The 25,569-nt window shown below is 63.7% G+C and carries 19 protein-coding genes and 4 pseudogenes; 12 read left to right on the forward strand and 11 right to left on the reverse strand.

Going from position 1 to position 25,569, the window contains the following annotated elements; all coding sequences use genetic code 11:
- Positions 1 to 61: 61 nt before the first annotated feature.
- Positions 62 to 1,009, forward strand: coding sequence for a SphA family protein (locus AB4O25_RS01835; protein WP_065878564.1), 948 nt, complete (start codon positions 62 to 64; stop codon positions 1,007 to 1,009).
- On the opposite strand, the gene mhpT is transcribed toward AB4O25_RS01835, so the two are convergent.
- Positions 987 to 2,219, reverse strand: coding sequence for a 3-(3-hydroxy-phenyl)propionate transporter MhpT (gene mhpT, locus AB4O25_RS01840; protein ID WP_460150378.1), 1,233 nt, complete (start codon positions 2,217 to 2,219; stop codon positions 987 to 989). The genes AB4O25_RS01835 and mhpT overlap by 23 nt on opposite strands.
- Positions 2,220 to 2,524: 305 nt before the next feature.
- Between mhpT and AB4O25_RS01845 the strand changes: the two genes are divergently transcribed.
- Positions 2,525 to 3,841, forward strand: a complete 1,317-nt coding sequence (locus AB4O25_RS01845; protein ID WP_017528273.1) for an OprD family porin — start codon at positions 2,525 to 2,527, stop codon at positions 3,839 to 3,841.
- Position 3,842: 1 nt separating this feature from the next.
- Here AB4O25_RS01845 and AB4O25_RS01850 read toward each other — a convergent pair whose 3' ends face one another.
- Positions 3,843 to 4,331, reverse strand: a complete 489-nt coding sequence (locus tag AB4O25_RS01850; RefSeq protein WP_068932200.1) for a MarR family winged helix-turn-helix transcriptional regulator — start codon at positions 4,329 to 4,331, stop codon at positions 3,843 to 3,845.
- Positions 4,332 to 4,543: 212 nt separating this feature from the next.
- Between AB4O25_RS01850 and AB4O25_RS01855 the strand changes: the two genes are divergently transcribed.
- The 5 genes and pseudogenes from AB4O25_RS01855 to AB4O25_RS01875 all read left to right on the forward strand — a co-directional run bounded on the left by AB4O25_RS01855 (position 4,544) and on the right by AB4O25_RS01875 (position 10,928).
- Positions 4,544 to 5,374 carry a p-hydroxycinnamoyl CoA hydratase/lyase gene (locus tag AB4O25_RS01855; protein ID WP_017528275.1) on the forward strand — a complete coding sequence of 277 codons (831 nt, stop codon included), beginning with the start codon at positions 4,544 to 4,546 and terminating at the stop codon, positions 5,372 to 5,374.
- A 77-nt stretch (positions 5,375 to 5,451) separates the two neighbouring features.
- Entirely contained in the window at positions 5,452 to 6,900 is a 1,449-nt protein-coding gene (locus tag AB4O25_RS01860; RefSeq protein ID WP_065878558.1) for an aldehyde dehydrogenase, read from the forward strand.
- A 62-nt stretch (positions 6,901 to 6,962) separates the two neighbouring features.
- A pseudogene (locus AB4O25_RS01865) lies at positions 6,963 to 8,845 on the forward strand (feruloyl-CoA synthase).
- Positions 8,842 to 10,084 (forward strand): annotated as a pseudogene (locus tag AB4O25_RS01870) (thiolase family protein). The pseudogenes AB4O25_RS01865 and AB4O25_RS01870 overlap by 4 nt, the downstream one beginning before the upstream one ends.
- A gap of 130 nt (positions 10,085 to 10,214) precedes the next feature.
- Positions 10,215 to 10,928 carry a GntR family transcriptional regulator gene (locus tag AB4O25_RS01875; RefSeq protein WP_017528279.1) on the forward strand — a complete coding sequence of 238 codons (714 nt, stop codon included), beginning with the start codon at positions 10,215 to 10,217 and terminating at the stop codon, positions 10,926 to 10,928.
- A 6-nt stretch (positions 10,929 to 10,934) separates the two neighbouring features.
- On the opposite strand, the gene AB4O25_RS01880 is transcribed toward AB4O25_RS01875, so the two are convergent.
- The 3 genes and pseudogenes from AB4O25_RS01880 to AB4O25_RS01890 all read right to left on the reverse strand — a co-directional run bounded on the left by AB4O25_RS01880 (position 10,935) and on the right by AB4O25_RS01890 (position 14,669).
- Positions 10,935 to 11,885: a PDR/VanB family oxidoreductase gene (locus AB4O25_RS01880; protein WP_065877788.1), complete on the reverse strand. Its 951-nt coding sequence runs from the start codon at positions 11,883 to 11,885 to the stop codon at positions 10,935 to 10,937.
- Positions 11,882 to 12,923 (reverse strand): annotated as a pseudogene (locus AB4O25_RS01885) (Rieske 2Fe-2S domain-containing protein). The gene AB4O25_RS01880 and the pseudogene AB4O25_RS01885 overlap by 4 nt, the downstream one beginning before the upstream one ends.
- Before the next feature lie 258 nt (positions 12,924 to 13,181).
- Positions 13,182 to 14,669, reverse strand: a complete 1,488-nt coding sequence (locus AB4O25_RS01890) for an aldehyde dehydrogenase family protein (protein ID WP_460150382.1) — start codon at positions 14,667 to 14,669, stop codon at positions 13,182 to 13,184.
- Between the two features lie 236 nt (positions 14,670 to 14,905).
- Here AB4O25_RS01890 and AB4O25_RS01895 point away from each other — a divergent pair, with 236 nt between their 5' ends.
- Together AB4O25_RS01895 and AB4O25_RS01900 are read left to right on the forward strand one after the other, a co-directional pair.
- On the forward strand, positions 14,906 to 16,075 hold the full coding sequence (locus AB4O25_RS01895; protein WP_065877792.1) for a p-hydroxyphenylacetate 3-hydroxylase oxygenase component: 1,170 nt from the start codon (positions 14,906 to 14,908) through the stop codon (positions 16,073 to 16,075).
- 56 nt (positions 16,076 to 16,131) lie between these two features.
- Positions 16,132 to 17,064: a p-hydroxyphenylacetate 3-hydroxylase reductase component gene (locus AB4O25_RS01900; RefSeq protein WP_017528284.1), complete on the forward strand. Its 933-nt coding sequence runs from the start codon at positions 16,132 to 16,134 to the stop codon at positions 17,062 to 17,064.
- 99 nt (positions 17,065 to 17,163) lie between these two features.
- On the opposite strand, the pseudogene AB4O25_RS01905 reads toward AB4O25_RS01900, so the two are convergent.
- A pseudogene (locus AB4O25_RS01905) lies at positions 17,164 to 18,490 on the reverse strand (alginate export family protein).
- Between the two features lie 289 nt (positions 18,491 to 18,779).
- Between AB4O25_RS01905 and AB4O25_RS01910 the strand changes: the two are divergent.
- From AB4O25_RS01910 to feaR, 3 genes are all read left to right on the forward strand, one after another.
- Entirely contained in the window at positions 18,780 to 20,279 is a 1,500-nt protein-coding gene (locus AB4O25_RS01910; RefSeq protein WP_065877794.1) for an APC family permease, read from the forward strand.
- Complete coding sequence (locus tag AB4O25_RS01915; RefSeq protein WP_017528287.1) at positions 20,260 to 20,844, forward strand: DUF3156 family protein; 585 nt, start codon at positions 20,260 to 20,262, stop codon at positions 20,842 to 20,844. Before AB4O25_RS01910 ends, AB4O25_RS01915 begins: the two co-directional genes overlap by 20 nt.
- A gap of 111 nt (positions 20,845 to 20,955) precedes the next feature.
- Positions 20,956 to 21,918 (forward strand): transcriptional regulator FeaR, encoded by a 963-nt coding sequence (feaR, locus tag AB4O25_RS01920; protein WP_017528288.1) that lies wholly within the window; start codon positions 20,956 to 20,958, stop codon positions 21,916 to 21,918.
- A gap of 97 nt (positions 21,919 to 22,015) precedes the next feature.
- Here the strand turns inward: feaR and AB4O25_RS01925 are convergent, their stop codons facing one another.
- From AB4O25_RS01925 to AB4O25_RS01945, 5 genes are all read right to left on the reverse strand, one after another.
- On the reverse strand, positions 22,016 to 22,786 hold the full coding sequence (locus AB4O25_RS01925; RefSeq protein WP_017528289.1) for an SDR family oxidoreductase: 771 nt from the start codon (positions 22,784 to 22,786) through the stop codon (positions 22,016 to 22,018).
- Positions 22,779 to 23,579, reverse strand: coding sequence for an SDR family NAD(P)-dependent oxidoreductase (locus AB4O25_RS01930; protein WP_065877796.1), 801 nt, complete (start codon positions 23,577 to 23,579; stop codon positions 22,779 to 22,781). Before AB4O25_RS01930 ends, AB4O25_RS01925 begins: the two co-directional genes overlap by 8 nt.
- The gene (locus tag AB4O25_RS01935) at positions 23,572 to 24,393 is read right to left on the reverse strand and encodes a molybdenum cofactor biosynthesis F family protein (protein ID WP_026067288.1); all 822 of its coding nucleotides are present in this window, start codon (positions 24,391 to 24,393) and stop codon (positions 23,572 to 23,574) included. The genes AB4O25_RS01930 and AB4O25_RS01935 overlap by 8 nt, the downstream gene beginning before the upstream one ends.
- 85 nt (positions 24,394 to 24,478) lie before the next feature.
- Complete coding sequence (locus AB4O25_RS01940) at positions 24,479 to 25,138, reverse strand: response regulator transcription factor (RefSeq protein ID WP_065877798.1); 660 nt, start codon at positions 25,136 to 25,138, stop codon at positions 24,479 to 24,481.
- 56 nt (positions 25,139 to 25,194) lie between these two features.
- Positions 25,195 to 25,560: a cupin domain-containing protein gene (locus AB4O25_RS01945; RefSeq protein ID WP_017528293.1), complete on the reverse strand. Its 366-nt coding sequence runs from the start codon at positions 25,558 to 25,560 to the stop codon at positions 25,195 to 25,197.
- Positions 25,561 to 25,569 lie beyond the last annotated feature (9 nt).

Raw genomic sequence — 25,569 nt, forward strand, 5'->3', positions numbered from 1 at the left:
CCCGGTGCGCAGCCAACGCGCCGGGGGTCTTGAACAACAACAAAAATACAGGACATACAAGATGCTCAAGCCTATCTTGCGGACGGTTGCGGCCACCACGTTTGTCGCGCTGTCGTCGACCGCATACGCCTACGACCTGCCAGGACTTAACCTGGGCAGCACCAGTTTCTATGATGGCTCGCCGGCACCCGCCGGGCCCGGTTGGTACCTTGAGGAGTACCTGACGTACTCCCGGGCCAGCCGATTCAACGATGCCCACGGTAACAAGCTGGCGCTGCCCCGCCAGGACGTCGAAGTGGTGGCGCCGACCACGCAGATCATTTACGTCGGCCAACCCCTGGCCAACGGCGCGATGCCGGGCCTTACCCTGATCAATACGTCGCTGGCCCATGTGGATGTCGATGACGGTCTGGACAATGCTGCGCTCAGTTCCCGCGCGGGGTTTGGCGATGTGGTGATCGGGCCTTTCCTGCAACTGCCGACCATGAGCCGCGCTGACGGCAGCCCGCTGCTGACCCAGCGTGTCGAGGCCGACATCTCGGTGCCGGTGGGCGCCTATGATCGCAAGCGCTCGATCAACCCCGGCAGTAACTTCTGGTCATTCAACCCGTACTACGCAGCCACCTACTGGTTCAACCCCACGTGGTCGGCCAGTGGGCGCTTCATGTACCTGTGGAATGGCAAGAACGATGAGCCGGCGGCCGGCTTTGGCGATGTCTCCAGCACCCAGGCCGGCCAGGCGTTGCACGCCAACCTGACGTTGCAATACGCCGTGAGCCAACAGCTGAGCGTGGGGTTGAACGGCTACTGGTTGAAGCAGATCACCGACACCAAGGTTGATGGGGACGCGGTGAGCGGGCGTCGCGAAAAGGTCTGGGCCATCGGCCCAGGCCTGGTCTACGCGTTCAACAAGGAAAACGTGCTGTCAGTGAACGCCTACTTTGAGCAGCAGGCGCAAAACCGTACCCAGGGCAACAAACTGGTGCTCAACTGGCTGCATCAGTTCTAGAGGTCGAGGTATCGGGCAGGTTCAGGGGCGCCGTACGCACCATCACGCTGATGATGGTGAGTGCGGCAATGACCACTCCTGGCGAAGTCGCCAGCAGCACGCCGGTGGTACCGGCGCCCGCCGCCAGTAATTGCCCGGCTGCCAGCGGCCCGGCCACCGAGCCCAATCGCCCGATGGCCACGGCCGCCCCGACACCCGTGGCGCGCACGGCAGTGGGGTAGGAGGGCGGGGCGCTGGCGTATAGCACCAGTTGCGCGGCCATCACGAACAAACCGGCGGCGAAGCCCGCGATGGCCATGGGCACGATGCCCACCGACAGGCCGACACCCGCCAGCGCGCCCAGCAAACCGACGTATACGAACGCCACCACCTTGAGCGCATTGCAGCGGTCCAGCAGCACGCCGCCGAGCAGCGAGCCCAGGGCGCCGCCGATATTGAACAGCATCTGCACCATGCCCGCCTGGGGTTTGCTGAAGCCTTGTTCCAGCAACAACGACGGCAGCCAATTGAGCAGCATGTACATCACGGTCAGGGTGAAGAAATAACTGAGCCACAACGCCAGTGTGGTGCGCGCGCGACCTTCGCCGAACAGGGCCTGGCGGGTAGAGGCGCGGGCGCCGGGCGTGGTGGGCGACTGTTGGCGAAAGGCGCTGGATTCAGGCAGCAGCAGGATCATCAATGGCACGGCCAGCAAGGGCGCGAGGCCACCGATGATAAACGTGGTTTGCCAGTGTTCACTGGAAAACATCGCCACCACCGCCGCCAATGCGCCGCCCAGCGGTACGCCGCAGTACATCACGCTGATGGCGGTGCCACGGTTACGCTCGCTCACCGCTTCGGCGCACAGGGCGATCAGGTTGGGCAGCGCAGCACCCAGGCCCAGGCCGGTAAGGAAGCGCACCAGCAACAGGCTGCCGTAGCTGTCGACAAACGCGGTGCTCAGGGAGAACAGCCCGAACAGCAGCACCGCCATCACCAGGATTTTCTTGCGGCCGATACGGTCGGCGATCCAGCCGCCAAAGAACGCGCCCGGCAGCAGGCCGATGATCCCGACGCTGAACACCCAGCCAAGCATTTTCGGGTCGAGGGCAAAGCTGTGGCGCAACCCTGCGGCGGTGGTGCCGGCCGCTTGCAGGTCGAAGCCTTCGATCAGCGCAACGATAAAACACAGAGCGATCGTCAGCGTCGAACGACGCGATGGACTGTTCATGGGCAAACCTCATTGTTGTTTTTGTTGTGGCGAGCCTGGCCTGCCGCTGGCAATTAAGATAACAAATATAACTATAAAAAGAAGGGCGGCGGATCTGCGCACGTCATCATGAAAAGAGCCGTCTACCCCGGCCGTTTGAGATTAGCGCGGGTAGGAAAATGCCAAATAGATACGTTTATTAATGTTCGATTATCGGTCAGTGGCTGTTGACGAGTGCCGCCTGCTGTTTCCATTCTCTATTCGCGAAGCCGCTTGGACCAAGCGCGTGCCGCCCCGAAAACAACAACAAAAAATGGACATCGAACATGCCGAAACTTCCCACCGGCGCCGTTGCGGCCGCCTGCTGTGTGCCTCACAGCGCTCCACGCCTGATCAGCGCGTTGCTGATGTTGAGTGCCCTGCCAGCGCCGTCCTGGGCGGCGGGCTTTATCGACGACAGCCATGGCACCCTCACGCTGCGCAATTACTACCTGGACCGTGACTACAAGGACGACGGCGCCAAGACCGCCGCGCGGGAATGGGCGCAGGCGTTCATCCTCAACCTGGAATCGGGGTATACCCCTGGCCCGCTGGGCTTTGGCCTGGATGTGCGTGGGTTGATGGGGGTCAAGCTGGACTCGTCGCCGGACCGCAGCGGCACCGAATTATTGCCGGTGTCGGCCGGCGACAAGCGTGCCGCCGATGAATATTCGCGCCTGGCGCCGACGGCCAAACTGCGGTTTGCGCAAACCACGGTGAAGGCCGGCGACGTGTCGATCTTCCTGCCGTTCGCGTTTGCCAGCCCGTCGCGCCTGCTGCCGCAAACCTTTCGCGGCACCACCTTGAGCTCCAAGGACATCGACGGCCTGACGCTTAACACCGGTTACATCGACCGCATCAACAAGCGCGACTCCACCGACTACCAGGCCATGACCATTGCCTCGCCCAACCGGCGTTTCAATGCCACGGCCACCACCTCGCACCTGGCGTATGTGGGCGGCGATTACCAGGTCAACAAGGACCTCAGCCTGCGCGCGTACCACGCCGAAGTGGCGGACCTGTACCAGCAGGACACCCTGGCGTTGCTGCATAACCTGCCGGTGGGCGATGGCGTGTTCACCAGCGACCTGCGCAGTTTCTTCAGCCGCGAGGACGGCAGCGCCAAGGCCGGCAAGGTCGACAACCGCAACCTCTCGGCGCTGTTCGGCTACCGCCTGGGCGGCCACCGGGTCAGCCTGGGCTACATGCATTCCAGTGGGGAGACGGCCACGCCCTATATCTCCGGCACCGAATTGATGGGCATGAGCGAACTGACCATGAGTTCGGACTTTCTCAACGCCAAGGAGCGCACCTGGCAGGCCATCTATGACTATGATTTCGCCGCGTCGGGCGTGCCGGGCCTGAAGACCCGGCTGCGCTATGTGCGGGGTGACAACATTGAGCTGGCAGCCTTCAATGCCGAGGAGCGCAAGGAGCGCGAGTTCCAGATGGAACTGGGCTACGTGATCCAGAGTGGCCCGCTGAAAAACCTCGGGCTGATGGCGCGCAAGTCGATCTACCGTAACGACTTCCCTGGTGGCGCGGCGTTTCGCGATGAAAACCAGACCCGCTTCCTGGTGCTCTACACCGTGGCGCTGTGGTAGGTCATCCGTCCTGGTAGACCTTCTTGAGCAAGCGCAGCAGCTCTGCACGTTCCTCGACGTCCAGGGCTGCGGTGGCGTCCAGGTCGCTTTGCGTGGCGATGTCCTTGAGTTGCTTGAGCAGCGCTTCACCGGGTTTGCTGAGGAAGATCCCGTAGGAGCGCTTGTCCGGTTTGCAACGCACGCGCACGGCGAGGGCGCGGCTTTCCAGTTTGTTCAGCAACGGCACCACCTGGGGCGGCTCGATGGCCAGGGCGCGCGCCAGGTCGGCCTGCATCAGCCCTGGGTTTTGCTCGATGATCGCCAGGGCCGAGAACTGCGCGGGGCGCAGGTCGTGGTCCGCCAGCCGGCTGATCAGGTTCTGGAACAGCTTGAGCTGGGCGCGGCGCATGGCATAACCGATCAGATCGTCCAGGGCTGAATCCAGCGGCGGCCGCCCCTCGTCGTGGTCGGGTAGGGCCTGGCTGGCGGCGATGTTGGAAGGCTTGGCCATGGGCAGTGCAGTCCTCAGAAGGTGGCGGTTAAGAAGGCTATCTAGTTTGCCGGGGTTGGCGAGCAATGGCTATGCCGGCTTTTTACGCCGCCCGAAAAAACCTGGGTGCCGGCGCGAAAAATAGTGGTTATCTGGATTAATAGTTAATTGACATAACTATATTTGCGGTTTAATTTCGAATCATCTTCACACCAGAACAAGAGCGTACCGCCATGAGCAATTACGAAGGCCGTTGGACCACCGTCAAAGTCGAGATCGAGGAAGGCATTGCCTGGGTCATTCTCAATCGTCCGGAAAAACGCAACGCCATGAGCCCGACCCTCAACCGGGAAATGATCGACGTGCTGGAGACCCTCGAGCAGGACCCGGCCGCCGGTGTTCTGGTGCTGACCGGCGCCGGTGAAGCCTGGACCGCGGGCATGGACCTCAAGGAATACTTTCGCGAAGTGGACGCCGGCCCGGAAATCCTCCAGGAAAAAATCCGCCGCGAAGCCTCGCAATGGCAATGGAAGTTGCTGCGCATGTACGCCAAGCCGACCATCGCCATGGTCAATGGCTGGTGCTTCGGTGGCGGCTTCAGCCCGCTGGTGGCATGCGACCTGGCGATCTGCGCCGACGAAGCCACCTTCGGCCTCTCGGAAATCAACTGGGGCATCCCGCCGGGCAACCTGGTAAGCAAGGCCATGGCCGACACCGTGGGCCATCGCCAGTCGCTGTACTACATCATGACCGGCAAGACCTTCGACGGGCGCAAAGCCGCCGAAATGGGCCTGGTCAACGAGAGCGTACCGCTGGCCCAGCTGCGCGAAGTCACCATTGAGCTGGCGCGTAACCTGCTGGAGAAAAACCCGGTGGTGCTGCGTGCGGCCAAACATGGCTTCAAACGTTGCCGCGAACTGACCTGGGAGCAGAACGAGGATTACCTCTACGCCAAGCTCGATCAGTCGCGCTTGCTCGACACCGAGGGCGGTCGCGAGCAGGGTATGAAGCAGTTCCTCGACGACAAGAGCATCAAGCCTGGCCTGCAGGCGTATAAACGCTGAGACACGCGGCCCTCGGGCCGCGCTGCTGTGACCGAAGCTGAACGTATTCCCGATAAAGATAATAAAGAGGAATCACCATGCTGGACGTGCCCCTACTGATTGGCGGCCAGTCGTGCCCTGCCCGCGACGGTCGAACCTTTGAGCGTCGCAACCCGGTGACCGGTGACGTGGTCTCGCGGGTGGCCGCCGCCACCCTGGACGACGCCGACGCCGCCGTGGCCGCTGCCCAGGCCGCGTTCCCCACATGGGCGGCGCTGGCGCCCAACGAGCGCCGCACGCGTTTGCTCATTGCCGCCGAACACTTGCAGGCGCGCAGCGCCGAATTTATCGCCGCTGCCGGCGAGACCGGCGCCATGGCCAACTGGTATGGCTTTAACGTGCGCCTGGCGGCCAACATCCTGCGCGAAGCCGCGTCGATGACCACCCAGATCACGGGCGACGTGATCCCCTCCGATGTGCCCGGCAGTTTCGCCATGGCCTTGCGTCAGCCGTGCGGCGTGGTGCTGGGCATCGCGCCGTGGAATGCCCCGGTCATCCTCGCCACCCGCGCCATCGCCATGCCGCTGGCCTGCGGCAACACCGTGGTGCTCAAGGCGTCGGAGTTGAGCCCGGCGGTGCACCGTCTGATCGGCCAGGTGTTGCAAGACGCCGGCCTTGGCGATGGCGTGGTCAATGTGATCAGCAATGCCCCGGCGGATGCCGCCGCCATCGTCGAACGGCTGATCGCCAACCCGGCGGTGCGGCGGGTCAACTTCACCGGCTCCACCCATGTCGGACGGATTGTCGGCGAGCTAGCGGCACGTCACCTCAAGCCGGCGTTGCTGGAACTGGGCGGTAAAGCGCCGTTGCTGGTGCTCGACGACGCTGACCTGGATGCGGCGGTAGCGGCGGCGGCCTTTGGCGCCTATTTCAATCAGGGGCAGATCTGCATGTCCACCGAACGCCTGATTGTCGACGCCAAGGTCGCTGATGCGTTTGTCGCCAAGCTGGCGGCCAAGGTCGCGACCCTGCACGCGGGCGATCCCGCTGCGCCGGATTCTGTGCTGGGTTCCCTGGTGGATGCCAGCGCCGGAACGCGCATCAAGGCGCTGATCGACGACGCGCTGAGCAAAGGCGCACGCTTGGTGACGGGTGGGCAACTGGACGGCAGCATTCTGCAACCGACGCTGATCGATGGCGTCACCGAACACATGCGCCTGTACCGCGAAGAGTCCTTCGGCCCGGTGGCGGTGCTGCTGCGTGGTGAGGGTGATGAAGCGCTGCTGCGCCTGGCCAATGACTCCGAATTTGGCCTGTCGGCGGCGATCTTCAGCCGCGACACCGGGCGTGCCCTGGCGCTGGCGCAACGGGTGGAGTCGGGCATTTGCCACATCAACGGCCCGACCGTGCATGACGAAGCGCAGATGCCCTTCGGCGGGGTCAAGTCCAGCGGCTACGGCAGTTTCGGCGGCAAGGCTGCGATTGAACACTTTACGCAACTGCGCTGGGTGACCTTGCAGAACGGGCCACGGCACTATCCGATCTGAGCAGGCATCGCGACCTAACAATAACAAGGCGGCGTTGGCCCGCCTTGACGGAGGACATCCTTGTGAGTTCCGAATTCAGAGCGCAACCCCAGCCCGAGCAGCACCCGCCGCGATACCGCGCGGTGTCCATCGGCCATGCGCCGGTCGAGGTCACTGAAGAACAGGGCGTGCTGCATATGCGTTCCCTGGAACCCCTGGCCGAGTTGCCGCCGCGCTTACTCGACCGGCTGGTGCATTGGGCGCAGGTGCGGCCCGAGCAAACCTTTATCGCCGCACGCCAGGCCGACGGCGCGTGGCGCCGCGTCAGCTACCGGGAAATGCTCGACAGCGTGCGCGCCATTGCCCAGGGTTTGCTGGGTTATGGGCTGTCGGCGCACAAGCCGTTGGCGCTGCTGTCGGGCAACGATATCGAGCATCTGCAGCTCGCGCTCGGCGCCATGTATGCCGGTATTCCCTATTGCCCGGTGTCGCCCGCGTACTCATTGTTGTCCCAGGATTTCGCCAAGCTGCGGCATGTGTGCGACCTGCTGCAGCCGGGGCTGGTGTTCGTCAGTGATGCGCTGGCATACCAGCGCGCGATCGACGCCGTGTTGCCGGCCGACACCCCGCTGATCTGCGTGCGCGGCCAAGTGTCGGGGCGCAGCCAGGCAAGCTTTGCGAGCCTGCTGCAAACGCCGGGTGGCGCCGAGGCCGAGGCGGCGTTTGACGCCACCGGGCCGGACAGCATCGCCAAATTTCTCTTCACCTCCGGCTCGACCAAGTTGCCCAAGGCGGTGGTCACCACCCAACGCATGCTCTGTGCCAACCAGCAGATGCTGTTGCAGACGTTTCCGGTGTTTGGCGAGGAACCGCCGGTGCTGGTGGACTGGCTGCCGTGGAATCACACCTTTGGCGGCAGCCACAACGTCGGCATCGTGCTCTACAACGGCGGCACGTTTTACCTGGACAATGGCAAACCCACCGCCCAGGGCATTGCCGAGACCCTGCGCAATCTCAAGGAGATTTCGCCCACCGCCTACCTGACCGTGCCCAAGGGCTGGGAAGAGCTGGTCACGGCCCTGGAACAGGACGCCGAGTTGCGCGAGCGCTTTTTGCGCGAATGAAGCTGTTCTTTTTTGCGGCCGCCGGTCTCTCGCAACGGGTCTGGGACCGCCTCGACCGAGTGGCCGAGCAGCACTGTGGCGAGCGCATCCGCATGATGGCCGGGCTGGGCATGACCGAAGCCGCGCCGTCCTGCACCTTCACCACCGGGCCATTGTCGATGGCCGGTTACATCGGTTTGCCGGCACCGGGGTGCGAGGTGCGCCTGGTGCCGCTGGACGGTAAGTTCGAAGGGCGCTTTCGCGGGCCGCACATCATGCCGGGCTACTGGCGGGCGCCCGAGCAAACCGCCGAAGTATTCGATGAGCAGGGTTTTTACTGTTCGGGCGATGCGATCAAGCTCGCCGACCCTGAGCGGCCGCAACTGGGGCTGATGTTCGACGGGCGCATGGCCGAGGACTTCAAGCTGTCTTCCGGGGTGTTTGTCAGCGTCGGCCCGTTGCGCAATCGCGCGGTGCTCGAAGGCTCGCCGTACGTGCAGGACCTGGTGATCGCCGCGCCGGACCGTGAATGCCTGGGGGCCCTGGTTTTTCCCAGGCCCTACGAATGCCGTCGCCTGGCGGGCTTGAGCGTTGATGCCAGTGACGCCGAGGTACTGGCCAGCGCGCCGGTGCGCCAGTGGTTCGGCGACTGGTTGCAGCGCCTCAACCGCGAAGCCACCGGCAATGCCAGCCGCCTGGAGTGGATTGCCGTGCTCGACGAACCGGCGTCCATCGACCGTGGCGAAATCACCGACAAAGGCTCGATCAACCAGCGCGCAGTGCTGCAATGGCGCGCGGCCAAGGTCGAGGCGTTGTATCGCGGTGAAGACCCGACGATCCTGCGCGCCGAGCCCAAGGCGTGAGCGGCGCCGGGCAGTACGCGGCGTTTGCCGATGTAGCGATTTTCGACGCGGTGCGCACGCCCTGGGTCGACCTTGGCGGGGCGCTGTCGCAAGTGTCGCCGATCGACCTGGGCATCAAGGTCGGCCGCGAGGTGCTGGCGCGCGCCGGCATCGAAGCGCAGGCGGTGGACAGCGTACTGGCCGGCTCCATGGCCCAGGCCAGTTTCGATGCCTACTTGCTGCCACGGCATATCGGGTTGTACAGCGGTGTGGCGCAAGCGGTCCCGGCGCTGGGGGTGCAGCGCATCTGCGCCACCGGTTTCGAGCTGTTGCGCCAGGCCGCCGGGCAACTGCGCGATGGGACGCAACTGGCGTTGTGCGTGGCGGCTGAGTCGATGTCGCGCAACCCGATTGCCGCCTACACCCACCGGGGCGGGTTTCGCCTGGGGGGCGAGGTGCAATTCAAGGATTTCCTCTGGGAGGCGCTGTACGACCCGGCCCCGGCGGTGGACATGATCGCCACTGCCGACAACCTGGCGCGCCGTTACGGCTTGAACCGCGAGGCGGTGGATCGGTATGCCTGCGACAGTCATCAGCGCGCATTGCAGGCGCAACGTGATGGGGCCTGGGTGGAAGAGATCGTGGCGGTGGAGAGCCAGGTATTCGAACTTGAGGGGTACCAGCCGAGGGGGATCTGCCTGGCGCGCCAGGCCGGTACGGTCAGCGTGGACAGCCACCCACGGCCTACCGACCTGGGCGCCCTGGCGCGTTTGCGCGCGATTCATGCCGACGGTGTGCAAACCGCCGGCAACAGTTGTGCGGTGGTCGACGGCGCGGCGGCGGCGCTGGTAGGGCGGGCCTGCGACAGTACGCGCCCGGCGCTGGCCCGGCTGGTGGCCAGTGCGGTGGTGGGGGTGGCCCCGGAGTTCATGGGCATCGGCCCGGCCCCGGCGATTCGCCTGCTGTTGCAACGCAGCGGGCTGAGCCAGGGCGATATCGGCCGCTTCGAGATCAACGAGGCCCAGGCCGCGCAGGTGCTGGCGGTGGCCCAGGCGCTGGAACTGGACAGCACACGGCTTAACGTCGAGGGCGGCTCCCTTGCGCTCGGGCATCCGTTGGCCGCCACCGGGCTGCGGCTGGTCATGAGCCTGGCTCGGCAACTGCGTCGGCACCATTTGCGTTATGGGATTGCGGCTGCGTGCGTGGGGGGCGGGCAGGGGGATGGCGTTGCTGATCGAAAACCCGGCCTGGCACCCGTGACGGCTCGGGAGCCGGCAACTATCTGACTGACATCAGGTAGACCTCAGTCTGTTCTGGCTCTGGCGTTCGTCTCGACGGCACCGCAGGCTTGCGGTACTATGGCGGCCCACGTTTTCTGGAAGTTGCCTGGATGAGTAAGCCCGGTCAATTGGTGTTGGTTGCGCTGCGCAAGATGATTGCCAGCGGCGAGTTGGCGGCAGGCGAGCGCTTGATGGAGATCCCCACGGCGCAACGCTTTGGTGTGTCGCGCATGCCGGTACGCATGGCGTTCCGTACCCTGGAGCAGGAAGGGTTGCTGGTGCCGTTTGGCGGGCGCGGGTATCAGGTGCGTTCGGTCAGCCCCGACGATATTGCCGGGGCGGTCGAAGTGCGCGGTGTGCTTGAAGGCCTGGCGGCGCGCCAGACCGCTGAGCGGGGCTTGTCCGACGAGGCGCGCAGGGTGCTTGAGCGTTGCCTGGTCGAAGGCGATCAACTGTTCGACAAGGGCTACGTCACCGAGGACGACCTGGAGGTCTACCACGACCTGAACATGCGTTTTCACCAGGTCATCGTCGAAGGCAGCCACAACCCGGCGATTGCCGATGCGCTGGCGCGCAACGATCACCTGCCGTTCGCCTCGGTGACGGCGCTGGCGGTGGACCGTGAGGACATGGCCCGCGAATACCGGCGCTTCAACTATGCCCACATGCAACACCATTCGGTGTTCGACGCCCTGGTCAATCGCCAGGGCGCCCGGGCCGAAGCCATCATGCGCGAACACGCCAATGCAACCTTGCGCTACGCCGAGATCTTCAGCAGCGCCACCGCCGATGCACGCATGAAGGTGATCTTGCCCGCGTCGTGACGCGGTTCAGATATCGAGCACCAGCAGCGCGGTTTTTGCGCGTGAGCAGCACGGCGTGAACTGGTCATTCAGGGCTTGTTCCTGCTCGGTGAGGAACAGGTCGCGGTGTTCCGGTATGCCTTCCAGCACGCGGGTCAGGCAGGTGCCGCAGATGCCTTGTTCGCAGGACACGGCAATCTCGATGCCGTGGTGTTCCAACACCTGGACCACGCTCTTGTCGGCCGGTACCTCATAGACTTGGCCGCTGCTGGCGATCCGTACCGAAAAGCTGCCGTCCAGGCTGTTGTCCACCGGCGCCGCCGAGAAGTATTCGCGGTGCAGGCAGTCCTCCTGCCAGCCCTGGGCGCGGGCGCTGTCGAGCACATGCTGCATGAAGCCGCCGGGGCCGCAGACATACAGGTGCACGTCGTCCGCCGGTGCCGCCAGTACCTGGGCGGTATTGAGCGCCGTGTCGGGTTGCTCATCGAAATGCAGGAATACCCGCTCGGCAAACGACGAATCCTTGAGGCGCTGCACAAACGCCGCGCGTTCACTGGCGCGGGCGCAGTAATGCAATTGGAAGTCGGCCCCGCCCTGGGCCAGGCGTTCGGCCATGCACAATATCGGCGTGATGCCGATGCCACCGGCGAACAACAGGCTGCGCCGGGCTTCATGGACCAACGGGAACAGGTTGCGCGGTTCGCTGATGGTCAGGCGGGCGCCTTCATGCACCTGTTCGTGCAGGCTGCGCGAGCCGCCCCGCGAGGCAGGGTCATTGAGCACGCCGATCAGGTAGCGATGGCGTTCCTCAGGGTGATTGCACAGGGAATACTGACGGGTCAGCCCATCGGGCAGGTGCACATCGATATGCGCCCCGGCACTGAACGGCGGCAAGGGTGCGCCATCGACACGGGCCAGTTCATAGCTGCAAATGTCCAGCGCCTCGACGCGCCGCGACGTCACCACCACCTCGATCATGATGGATCTCCGGCGCGTTCGCGCGCGATCAGGCGCTCCAGGACCTTGCGCGACTGCACGCCACCAGCGTCGATATTCAGCTTGAGCAGGTTGCGCGTCGGGTGAGCGAGCAGGTTCTGTTGCTGGCGTTCGAGCATCTCCAGGTCTTCGCTGAAAATCTTGCCCTGGCCTTCGCGAATGCTGGCGGTGAGTGCTTCATCACGAGGGTTGAAATTGCGCGCCATGCCCCAGAAGTACCAGATCGACGTGTCGGTCTGCGGGGTGATGAAATCCACCACAATGCTCGCCGCCTTGTGTTCGGGCGCGGCGTGGTAACCGCCCTTGCCGGCATGGGCCACGCCGACTTCGATCAGCACATGGCTGGGCGGGGTAAAGCGACAGAATCTGCCAGCGATCCACCGGCACGTCATCGGCCAGGTTATTGCCGCGCAGGGCCATGCGCCAGAACGGCGGCGCCATGATGTTTTCCATATGCCGGGCGGTGACCACTTCGTCGCCTTCCACCGTGGTCACGGGCGGCGCCTCGTCGATTTCCTTCTGGCCGATGCTGGAGGCATGCACGTAGGTTTCGTGGGTCAGGTCCATCAGGTTGTCGATCATCAGGCGGTAATCGCACTGGATATCGAACAGCCCGCCGCCATACGCCCACTCGTCACTCACGGCCCATTCCAAGTGATGAATCAGCGCAGGGTCGGCCTGGGCCTGATCACCCGGCCATACCCAGATAAAGCCGTAGCGCTCAACCGCCGCGAAGGTCTTGTTGCAGGGAAAACCGCGTACCCGCTGGCCAGGCATCTCAACCGTCTTGCCATCGCAGCCCATCACCAGGCCGTGATAGCCGCACACCAGGTTGCCGTTCTCGACATAGCCCAACGACAACGGCGCGCCACGATGGGGGCAGAAGTCCTCGACCGCCACCACCGCGCCTTCCAGGCCACGATAAAACACCATTTTTTCACCGCAGATCTGCCTGCCCAGCGGCTTGTGCGCGATTTCATCGGGGGTGCAGGCGACATACCACGTGTTCTTGGGGTACATGGTGACTCTCCAGGCAATGGATTATTTTTATTTGTTGGATCCATTAGATTGGAGGGGTAGGGGGTAGTCAAGCTGTGAAAGGGGGTTTAATGGGCGATTATCGAACAGCCTATTAATTAGTGGATCCATTAGTGAGGTCCATGTGGGAGGGGGCTTGCTCCCGATAGCAGTGGGTCAGTGACAGATCCATTGACTGCCACACCGCTATCGGGAGCAAGCCCCCTCCTACATTTGGTTCCCGGTATAGCCGGATTATCGTCAGTAACGAATCATCACCGACTTCAACTCGGTGTACTCCTCGATAAACGCGCCGCCAAACTCCCGGCCCACCCCCGAGCACTTGCTGCCCCCAAACGGCACCGCCGGGTCCAGCAACGTATGCATATTCACCCACACCGTACCCGCTTCAATGGCCGGCACCATCCGCAGCGCCTTGCCCAAATCATTAGTCCACAGGCTGGCGCTCAAGCCATAGGGCGTGTTGTTCATCAACGCCAGCAGTTCCTCCTCAGTGTCATACGGCAAAAACGTCGCGATCGGGCCAAAGGTCTCTTCGTTGAGCAAGGTGTCGTTGACCCCATTGGCCAGGATGATCGTCGGTTCGACGTAGCAACCCGGCCGGTCAAGCAGCCTGCCGCCGTGCACGATGCGGTTGTTTTGCGCTCGTGCCTTGTCAAAGAACGCGCCCAGTTTGAGTTGATGCTGACGGTTGGCGACCGGGCCGAACTCGGTGCGCTCATCCAGCGGCGAACCGATGTTCAGCGCGCTCAAGCGCTGCGCCAGTTTGTCCATGACCGCGTCGATCTGCGAGCGATGCACAAAGAAGCGTTCGGCCGCGGCGCAGATTTGCCCGGAGTGCAAAAAGCCCGCCTCGATGATGCCGTTGACCGCCGTTTCCAGGTCCACATCGGGCAGGAACCCCGCCGAGTTTTTCCCGCCCAGTTCCAGGGTGGCGCGGGTCAGCCCGGCGCTCATGGCGCTCTGGCCCACCGCAATGCCGGTGGGCACCGAGCCGGTAAACGACACCTTGTTGGTGCCGGGGTGTTCGACCAGCCCTTTGCCCACCAGGCCGGCGCCGGTCAATACGTTGAGCGCACCCGGCGGCAGCCCGGCCTCCATCGCCAGTTCGGCGATGCGCAGGATGGTCAGCGGCGTGAACTCACTGGGCTTGATAATGATGCTGCAACCGGTCACCAGCGCCGAAGCGAGTTTCCACAGCGCGATCATGGTGGAGAAATTCCACGGCACGATCCCCACCACCACCCCGACCGGCTCGCGCAGGGTGAAGGCGGTGTAGCGTTCACCGGCGAACGAGGGCAGTGAGGGGGTGATGGTCTGCCCGGTGATCTTGCTGGCCCAGCCGGCGTAGTAGCGCAAAAAATGCGCGGCCTGGTCGACTTCGAAGGCGCGGGAAATCTGGATGATCTTGCCCGATTGGCAGGTTTCGATCTGCGCCAGTTCTTCGCGGTGCTGCTCCAGCAGGTCGGCCAGTTTGAACAACACCGTGCCGCGTGTCGCCGGGGCGACCTGGGACCATTGTTTGAAACCACGGCGCGCGGAGGCCACGGCTGCGTCGATGTCGGCCGCGTCGGCGTCGGCGACCTGGGCGATGACTTGGCCGGTGGCCGGGTTGATCACCTCCAACGTCTGGCCGCAGTGGCTCTGTACGTAGCCACCGTCGATAAACAGCGCGTGTTGTCGACGCAAAAACGCTTCGACCTGAGGCAGCAGTGGAATATCGCTCATGGGGTTTTCCTGGTCGTGAACAAAGAAAACCCCGAGGTTAAGCCACCGCTTCATGCCAGGCTTGACTGTGCCTGCCGCGTGCTATGTCTGTGGCTGCCAGGCCTACGAAAAGTGCAATCTTGGCTGTGGAACGTGCATTTTATGCCCCAGGGGCGCCCGCCATACTGGCCCTGCATCCGGCGCCCCGCCTCGATTCCTGTGGTTGTCCGGACATCCAATAATAAGCAGGGCCATCCATGAAAAAGCCAAACCCGCTCCTTGAAGACCTCAAGTCCATCCTGCCGACCATCGCGGCCAATGCTGCGCAGGCTGAACAGCACCGCCAGGTGCCCGCCGAGAATATGGCGTTGCTCAAGGGCATCGGCCTGCATCGTGCGTTCCAGCCCAAGGCGTTCGGCGGCATGGAGTTGTCGCTGCCACAGTTTGCCGACTGCATCGCCGCGCTCGCCGGGGCATGTGCCAGTACCGCCTGGGCCATGAGCCTGTTGTGCACCCACAGCCATCAGCTGGCGCTGTTCTCGGCCACCCTGCAACAGGAAGTCTGGGGCACCGACCCGAACGCCACGGCGAGCAGCAGCATCGCGCCCTTTGGGCGTACCGAAGAGGTCGAGGGCGGCGTGCTGTTCAGCGGTGAGATGGGCTGGAGCAGCGGCTGCGACCATGCCGAGTGGGCGATTGTCGGTTTCCGCCGGCCCAATGCCGAAGGCACGCAGGACTATTGCTTCGCCGTGCTGCCGCGCAGTGACTATCAGATCCGCGACGACTGGTTTGCCGCCGGCATGAAAGGCAGCGGCACCAAGACCCTGCTCATCGACAAGGCCTGGGTGCCGGAGCACCGTATCCAGAAGGCCAAGGACATGATGGAGGGCAAGTCCGCGGGCTTTGGCTTGTACCCCGACAGCAAGGTGTTCTACTCGCCGTACCGTCCGTATTTTGCCAGCGGCTTTTCCACCGTGAGCCTGGGCGTCGCCGAGCGCATGCTCGATGTGTTCCGCGAAAAGACCAAGACCCGCGTGCGCGCCTACACCGGGGCGGCGGTCGGCGCGGCCACGCCGGCGTTGATGCGGCTGGCCGAGTCGACGCATCAAGTGGGCGCCGCGCGTGCGTTTCTTGAAAAGACCTGGGCCGATCATGCCGAGCACAGTGAGCAGCAGCGCTACCCCAGCCGCGAAACCCTGGCGTTCTGGCGCACCAACCAGGCGTACGCCACCAAGATGTGCATCCAGGCGGTGGATCGCCTGTTTGAAGCCGCCGGCGGCAATGCCTGGTTCGAACACAACGAGATGCAGCGCCTGTTCCGTGACTCGCACATGACCGGCGCCCATGCCTACACCGACTACGACGTGTGCGCGCAGATCCTCGGCCGCGAGCTGATGGGCCTGGAGCCCGACCCGAGCATGATCTGAACCCGTCTTTGATAACAACAATCAGGGCTGCGCCTGACGCAGCCCGGGAGTCTTGCATGTCTGAATCGACCTTCGACCCACGCGCCTTTCGCCGCGCCTTGGGCAACTTTGCCACCGGCGTGACCGTGGTCACCGCCGCCGACGCCAGCGGGCGCAAGGTGGGCGTCACCGCCAACAGCTTCAACTCCGTGTCGCTCGACCCACCGTTGGTGTTATGGAGTATCGACAAACGCTCCAACAGCCATGAAGTGTTCGAGCAGGCCAGTCATTTCGCGGTCAACGTGCTGGCGGCGGACCAGATCGACCTGTCGAACAATTTTGCCCGGCCCAAGGACGATCGCTTCGCCGAGATCGAGTACCAGCCAGGCGAGGGTGGCGCGCCGGTGTTCGCCGATTGTTCGGCGCGGTTTCACTGTGAGAACTACCAGCAGGTGGACGGCGGCGATCACTGGATCATGATCGGCAAGGTGGTGGCGTTCGATGACTTCGGGCGTGCGCCGCTGCTCTATCACCAGGGCGCCTACTCGATGGTCCTACCCCACACGCGCATGACCAAGCGTGACGACAGCCAGCCGCCGAGCAGCCATTTCCAGGGGCGCCTGAGCCACAACCTGTATTACCTGATGACCCAGGCGGTGCGCGCCTACCAATCGGCCTACCAACCCCGGCAACTGTCCACCGGCCTGCGCACCAACGAGGCGCGCATGCTGATGGTGCTGGAGAACGACGCCCGGCTGAGCGCCGGCGACCTGCTACGCGAGGTGGCCATGCCGGTGCGCGAAATCGACGAAGCCGTGGCCAACCTCAAGCGCAAGGGGCTGGTGAGCGACGACGACAGCGGCGTGCGCCTGACCGCTGCGGGCGTGGAGCAAACCGAAGACCTGTGGGCGATTGCGCGCGAACAGCAGGACAAGGTATTCGCTGAGTTCACTGAGGCGCAGATCGAAACGTTCAAGACGGTATTGAAGCAACTGATCCGCCATTGCTGATTGCTGATTGCTGATTGCTGCATGTGGCAAGGGAGCATGCTGCATCAGCACGCACCCCGGCGTGCCGCAGGCGCTGCGCGGGGCAGCGCCTGAAAGGGCTCAGAAGGGTACGGCCACGGTCAGTTGGCTGTAGAGGTTGGTGCCGTTGCCACCGACTTGGTTGCCGCCGGTGTCTGCGCCCTTTTTCGGTTGGTAGAGGCCCACCAGCGGGCTGATGATCAGGTGGCTGTTGACGGCCCATTCGGCGTAGAGGTCCAGCTCGCGAGCGTCCAGGTTCAGCGCATCGTGCTTGCGCAGGGTATTGAAATCGAAGTACAGCGCCGCAATCGTCAGGTTTTCCAATGGCGTGGCTTTGAGGCCGACATGGTGGACCCCGGTGTTGCTGTTGAACGGGCCGGCGTAATTGCCGGCCACTTCACCTGGATCCAGGTGCCGTAGCCGGTGCTGAGTCCGGTGAACAGCGGGTCCCATTTTTGCGAATAACGGGTGTAGCGATAGGTCAGTTTCGGTGCCCAACTGACGTCGGCGAAGGTGTAGCCGGCTTCGCCGTACCAGGCTTTTCCGGCCCGGCGTCCTTGTCCTGCCAAGCGTATTCGAAGGCGAAACTGGCGTTGTCGATGCCCGCGCTGCCTTCGCCGCGCAGGCTGTAGGTGTTCATGCCGTCGCGCTGTTTCTGGAAGTCGCTGGCCCATGGGTCGGTGACGCCCATGCCGTGAACCCAGGTCAACCCCAGCGTACCGGCCGCCGCCGTGTAGTCGAGGGTGCCCGCCGCCAGCTCGGTTTCGGCCTGGGCGCGGTTGTCGGATTTGAGCCACAGCACCGAACCATGCAGGCCATCCTGCCCGCCCAGGCGCAGGACCGCCGTGCGGTCGAAGGCGTGGCGGGCGCCGAGGTAGAAACCGCCCCCGCGGTTCAACGTACCGTCAGCCGGGCCCTTGCCCAGGTTGGGGCCGTCGTCGTTGATCAAAAAACCACGGCCAACCTTGACCACCTGGCGGCCGATGGAAAAATCTACCCCGTCCTTGCCCAGTGCCGGGAACAGCTCGGCCGAGCGCCACCCGAGGTACGCGTCTTCGATTTTTGTGGTGCGTTCCGAACCCACGGTATTGCCCCCCGCATCGCCGTCGCCCCAGGTGCCGGAGCTGACCCAATTGAGGGCGCCATAACCGGTACCGTACCCGGCCAGGCCCTGATCGCCGCTGACCCCGTACTTGATGAACCCTTCGCGCCAGGTCGAGCCGCCCGGCATGCCATTGTAGTTGTGGCGGCTGTTGAACATCCCGTAGACCGCCAGGAAGTCGGCGTTGAGGTGGGTGTCTTCGTCGGCGTACAGCGCGTAGGCCTGGGCCGACGAATGGGTGATCAAGAGCGCGATGCCCAGGCCGACAGCCTTGGACAGCGTGCGGGTTTTGAGTGTGTGCTCCATTTTTATAATCCCCAGCATGGTTAGGTGGAGGGCGCATTAAGTGGCTGGGAGCGGGGGAAGTCTTTCATCTGCGTGCCAGGTAATTGATCCTGCCCGCCAAGCGGTGTGCCGTGGCAGACAGCAACAAAAGTGACGGCACACATGGGCAAGACGCTCGGCGCGTTGGAGGCGCACAGTGATTTTCGCTCGAGGCCGTTTCGATCAGGGACTGGCTGGGGAGGGCTTCAACGCCGGCTCCTTGTACGGCTCGATGCATCCAATCAGAAATCCGCTTTCGAGGATCCGCACCATGTCGATCAATGACCGGCTCACGCAGCATTTGAAACGAGGCAGCGTCGGCTTTCCGACCGCGCTGGCCAGCACCATTGGCCTGATCATGGCCAGCCCGGTGATTCTCACCGCGACCATGGGTTTCGGGATCGGCGGCAGCGCCTTTGCGGTGGCCATGCTGATTGCGGTGGTGATGATGCTGGCGCAGGCGACCACCTTCGCCGAAGCCGCCGCGATCCTGCCGACCACCGGCTCGGTCTACGACTACATCAATTGCGGCATGGGCCGTTTTTTTGCGATCACCGGCACCTTGTCGGCGTACCTGATCGTGCATGTGTTTGCCGGTACCGCTGAAACCATTCTGTCCGGGGTCATGGCGCTGGTGAACTTCGAGCACCTCAACACCCTGGCGGAATCCGCCGGGGGCTCGTGGTTGCTCGGGGTCGGCTTCGTGGTGGTGTTCGGCATCTTGAATGCCTTTGGCGTCAGCGCCTTCGGCAGGGCCGAGATCATCCTGACCTTCGGCATGTGGACCACGTTGATGGTGTTCGGCGTGCTGGGCCTGATCGCGGCGCCGGCGGTGCAACTGGAGGGCTGGTTCGGTGTGTCACTGGTGGGCACCGACGTGGTCACCGTCCTGTCGTTGGTAGGCATGGCGATGTTCATGTTTGTCGGTTGCGAGTTCGTCACGCCGTTGGCTCCGGACTTGCGCAATTCGGCCAGGGTGATGCCCAAGGCCATGCTGTTGGGCTTGCTCAGCGTGGCCACCTGTATGTTTATCTACGGCGCGGCGATGAAGCGCCAGGTCGAAAACGTGTTGCTGGATGCCGCCACCGGCGTGCACCTGCTGGACACGCCGATGGCGATTCCGCGCTTTGCCGAGCAGGTCATGGGGCAGGTCGGCCCGCTGTGGCTGGGCATCGGTTTTCTGTTTGCCGGTGCCGCCACCATCAACACGCTGATGGCGGGCGTGCCGCGCATCCTCTATGGCATGGCCGTGGACGGCGCGCTGCCCAAGGTGTTCACCTACCTGCACCCACGCTTCAAGACGCCGTTGCTGTGCATCCTGGTGGCGATGCTGATTCCGTGCCTGCACGCCCTGTGGTTGGGCGGCAACGCTGACAACATCATGCATCTGGTGCTGGCGGCGGTGTGTGCCTGGAGTTTCTCGTACCTGCTGGTGACGCTGTCGGTGGTGATCCTGCGCATTCGCCGTCCTGATCTGCCACGGGCCTATCGCTCGCCGTTCTTCCCGTTGCCACAAATCCTGTCCAGCATCGGCATCTTGCTCGGGATGTGGTTCATCACCCCGCCGGGCATGAACCCCGCCGACATCTACGTGCCGTTCGGCGTGATGCTGGCGATTACCGCTGCCTACGCGCTGTTCTGGACATTGGTGGTGCAAAAGGTCAATCCATTCAAGCCGGCGTCGGTCGAAGACGTGCTGGCCAAGGAGTTTTCCCATGAGCCTGGCAACCTTTACAACGAGCCTTTCGAGCATGCTGCAAAAGCTGTCTGAGCTGTTCAGTGCGCAACGCGCCCCGGCCGGCTATCGGCCCGGGGTCACGCTTGAATACCTGCGGCGTAACCTTGGCCTGGCAAGTTTTACCTCCACCGGGCCGGCCAGTGCGGTGTTCAGCCTGGACGCCAGTGGCCTTGAGGTGACGATTGTCGAGCGCACCGAAGCGCAACTGCTGATGCACCTGGTGATGACCGAGTTCAGGATTCAGTTGCCCGCTTCACAGCAGGGCAGCGCACGCTGGGACCTGCACCACCGCGGGTCGATTCGGCGCACGGGGCTGGCGTGTCGCCAACGGGCGGGCGAAGCGACTTTGCTGGCCCGGCTGGAGGCTGCGTTGGCGGGTGATGCGTCGTTGCACGAAGCCCTGATGGCGCTGGATTTCAAGCACCTGCGCATCGAGTTGCAGGCACAGCAATGGCGCGTCCGGCTGGAGCACATGGGCGGCAGCGAAGTGGTCAACCGCATGCCGGCGTTTCGTCGTTACATCGCCCTGAGCCCAGCCCAGCGCGCCAGTCTGTTCACGGTGCTGGCGGGCTTGCAGCGAGTGCTGAGCGGGTTGTGATGAGTTGGCATCATTAGTGCTTTTACAGTTGGGATGCTGTGCTTGTTGCGCCTATATAGATAACATGTTAACTATTGGCCGACAAAAACAATAAGCCACTGTGGAGTTGCCATGAGCACCTATCAATCTGCGCACCATGGATTGGAAACCTGGACTCGGGATTTGCGCGCGGCCTGCGGCCATTTCGACACGGAACTGGCGTTTAACCGCTCACTGTTTATCGGTGAGGTGTCCAAGCGCGAGCGCGGTGGCCTGTCACTGGCCAACCTGCGCACCAATGCCGGGCTGATCAAGCGCGAACGACCCAACGCCGATCACGATAGGGACCAGCATTGTTTTCTCGTCAGCCAACGCAGTGGCTATTGCCAGATCACCCAGAACGGCCAGGTGGTGCAACTGGCCCCCGGCGACATGCTGCTGATGGACTCCACGGGCTCGATCGAGATCAGCCCGTTTGGCCTGATCGAACACGCCTCGTTGTCACTCTCGCGCAATGAAGTGTGCAAGCAACTGGGTGGCGCCGCGAAAACCTTCGGCAAGATCTCGTCGAGCAAGGCCTGTGGCCGCATGCTCCATGTGCTGATGGACCAACTGTGCCGGGAAGGGTTGGGCGACCAGGACCCGAACGAGGAGGCGCAGGCCCTGCAAGCGGCGTTTGTATCCTTGCTCGGTTCCGCCTTCGAAGCGCATGACGCGCCCGGTGAGGGCATGGCCTGCCTGCAGGGCAACAACCTGCGCAGCTATGTGCAGAAAGTCATCGACGAGTCGCTGACCCAGCCCGGCCTGAGCCCCGTGGGCCTGGCCAGTCGCTTGAATATCTCGGTGCGGCATTTGTACCGTTTGTTCGAAGAACAGGACGACAGTGTCTGCCGCTACATCCAGCGTGCGCGGCTCAAGCGCAGCGCGGATGACTTGACCAACCCGTTCCTCAAGAGCGAGTCGATCACCTCGATTGCCTACAAGTGGGGCTTCACCGACTCGGCGCACTTCAGTCGCTCGTTCAAGAAGCAATTCGAGCTGTCGCCCAAGGATTTTCGTTCGACCCATCTGCAACAGGCGGTGGGCGCGGTTTAGGTGGCCTTGTTTCACCTCAGGCAACATCACGGCTCGGGAGCAGGCAACTACCCAACTGATGCCCCGCGATCCAACTGTGGGTTATGCCTGACAGGCCTTACTTCACTTCGGGCAACGTCGACCCGCCATCCACAATGATGGTCTGCCCGGTGATGTAGCTCGCCAGGTCCGAGGCCAGAAACAGCATGGCCCCGGCAATGTCCTGCGGCGCGCCGAGGCGGCCGAGTGGCACGCGGCTGGCGATGTCGGCGTTGACCTGAGCATCGCCCAGGTTGCCCATGGCCGGCGTGGCGATCATCCCCGGTTCCACGCCGTTGACCCTTACCCGGTTGCCGGCCAGTTCCAGTGCGGCACTGCGGATAAACCCGTTGACCCCGGCCTTTGACGCGGCGTAGTGGCTCAGCCCCGGATAGGCGACCCGTGGCCCGGTGACCGATGAGGTGACCAGCACGCAACCGCCGCCTTGACGCTGAAACATCGGCAAGGCGGCCTGGGTCAGCCAGAACAGCGCCGAGAGGTTGACCGCCAGCGTGCGCTCCAGCACGGCCGGGGTGATCTGCTCGAACGCGGTCAACGGAAAATAGCCAGCGTTGTGCACCAGGATGTCCAGGCGGCCCCAGTCGCGCTCGATGCCTTTGATCCCGTCGAACACCGCCGTCGCCTCGGCCAGATCGAGTTCGATGGCTTGGACCCTGCACCCCCGCGCAGCCAATTCGTCGGCCAACGCCTGGGCTTGCGCCCGACGCAGGTCAACGATCATCACGCGCGCGCCACGCAGCGCAAACGCTTCGACAACGGCCCGGCCGATGCCTTGCGCGCCGCCGGTGACCAGCACGCTTTTGCCGCTGAAATCGAGGTCTTCAGACATAGGGCTGCTCCATATGGGCGTAGGCCAGGGTCGGTACATCGACGATGCTCGAACCACCGTCGGCGACCACGCTGGCACCGGTGATGATCGAGGCGTCGGGGCCGGCCAGGAAGCGGCATACCCTGGCAATTTCTTCGGCGCTGGCGGGACGCCGCAACGGTACGTCGGCGCACACACGGGCGTAGGCCTGCTGCAGCGTATCGCCGTGGAAGTTCATCAAGGGCTGCATCTCCTCGTCGGCCATCGGCGTGGTGACCCAGCCAGGGCACACGGCGTTCACTCGCACGCCACGCGGCCCGTAGTCCCGCGCCAGTGAGCGGTTAAGCCCGAGCAGTGCGTGTTTGGCGGTGGTGTAGCCGCACACCTCGGGCCCGGCGGCCAACGACGCGATGGAGCCCAGCAGCACGATGCACCCGGCGCTCTCGATCAGCAGCGGCAGGCAGGCGCGGGCGCTGTAGAACGCGCTGTCCAGGTTGCTGCGCAGCGCCGCTACCCAGGTGGCCGGGCTGGTTTGGCTGGCGCTGCCCACGCCATGCCCACCGGCACAGGCCAGCAGCACATCGAGTCGGCCATGGTGTGCGCGAATCTGTGCGACGAACCTGTCCCACGTATCCGGGCAGGCCGCGTCGCCGACCAGCACCAGGCCACCGGTTTGCGCGGCGACCTGCTCCAATGGCTCGCGACGCCGGCCGATCAGCACCAGGTTGGCGCCTTCGGCGGCATACAGCCGCGCGCAGGCGGCACCGATGCCCGTGCCGGCACCGGTGATGACCACGGTTCGGGCGTCAGGCATCGGGATACTCCGTATGGTTGAGGACCTGGCAGTAGGAACTGACCGGAAAGTTCGACAGCTCATCGAAGGACGCACCGGCGTAGCCGAAAATCTTGCCGTCGCTGCGGTGCTGTTGCAGATCGATCAACACCAGGCCGAGGGTCGGGATGATCTTTTCGCGCCAGACGAACAGGTACAACTGGTCGGCAATCTTGTAGTAGTGGCAGCGATCGGTATCGCACAGGCCCTGTTCGACACCCTTGATGCACTGCCAGGAGTAGAACTGATCGTTCAGGTAAATGTGCTCGTAGACCTCGCTGGGGCTGTAGCGGTACAGGTTGCGCAAGCCGGTCAGTTCCTGGGTCGGTGCGTGCGGGCACTGGCCAGCCTGCCAGGGTTGATTCAGGCTGCCCTGTAGAAATTCCACGTGCACCGAGGTCAGGGCCTTGCCGGCCAGCGCGCGGCTGTACAGACCTTGTTCGGTTTGCTCGCGGCTCGGCATGCTGCCGATCACGGCGGTGAACGACGACGTGGCGGTATCCAGCACCAGGCTGATCGACCAGGCTTGCCCGGCTTCGTGCTTGATGAAATCGACCAGGTACAGGCCCGGACGCACCGAGGTGGCGCGGTAGGCGGCCGCACCGCTGGAGTGACCATCGGCGGCGTTCCAGTGCAGCGTGTCGGTTTCAAAGCGGTGCTCGATCTGCCAGCCGTTGGCGAAGTACAGCGTGAACGTCTTGCCGTTGAGGTCGGCCAGGTTGGGCAGGATAAAGGCTTCAGGGGCGAAACCGTCGGCAAGGGCGCCTACGGTGATCCAGTCGGATGGGGTGGTCATTGCATGGCTCCACGGGGTTGAGTTGACAACCCGGAGCATGCGGTGGGGAAGGGCGCGCGCCTATCAACCGAATGGTTGACCCCGCTTAAAGAAACAGCGCCGCCACCAGCTCGGTGCGGCTGCTGACGCCTGTTTTGCGAAACAGGTGAATCAGGTGGGTCTTGATGGTGGGCAGGCCGACGTCCAGCGCCTGGGCCAATTGTTTGTTGCTCGCGCCTTGGCGAAGCAACCAGGCGATCTGGCGCTCCTTGGGGGTAAGCCCGGCCAACCCGTCGTCTGTGGGCTGCATGTTAGCCACGGCCATTTGCAGCATCACCTGCAAGGCATTCAACTGGGCCAACTGGTCGAGGGTGAACACCCCTTGTTCAGCCGTGCGCAGCAGCGAGATGGCGGCCTGGGGCTGGTCGGCGCGATGGGCGACGATCTCCACCACATCGACCACCCCGTAGCGCGCCAGAAAGTCGCGGTAGCGGCGGCTGTCACGCAGCGGCTGCCGGGCCATGGCCAGCCCCAGCGGCACCACGGTGAGCCCGGTGGACAGGCAGTTGCGCGGCTGCAACGGATCGAATTGGCGGTAGTTGTCCAGGTAATCGCGGTGCATCTCACCGCTCATGCCCAGCAGCCTGAAATCACGGGCTTGCAGGTGGCGGTCGACGCAATAGAACGCCGCCTGGCTGGCGGGTACGAGTTGGGTGAAAGCCTGCAGGCAGTGGCCGGCGACTTCCTGGGCGGGGATGGCGTGCATGGTCGGTTACCTGCGCCGGAAAAAACGCTGCCGGCACACGCCGGCAGCGGGAGCGATCAGCCTACCGCAAAATAGTGCTTCACGAAGCTCTCGCTGACCACGTCCCACAGCACCGGTGTGCCTTTGGTCACGAACCAGCTGTCGCCGGCCTTGTAGCGGGTGCTCTGGCCGGTGCTTTCGTCGGTCAGTACCACTTCGCCGGTGACCACGGTGGCCTGTTCGGCGAACGGGTAGACCATGCGGAACTTGCCTTGGGTGGTGCCGAAATAGGCACTGCTGACCGGGTCGGTCGGGGCGCCGAAGGTCATCTTGCCGAAGGCCTTGACCTCGCCTTCGAGGATCTCGGAGCCGAGGTCGGCAACCGTGCCCCAGGGGTCGAGCTCCGATAATTGAATGTCTTTCTTCAGGGGGGTAACGGGCATGGCGGTTCT

It is taken from the genome of Pseudomonas sp. S3_A03 (assembly GCF_054668275.1).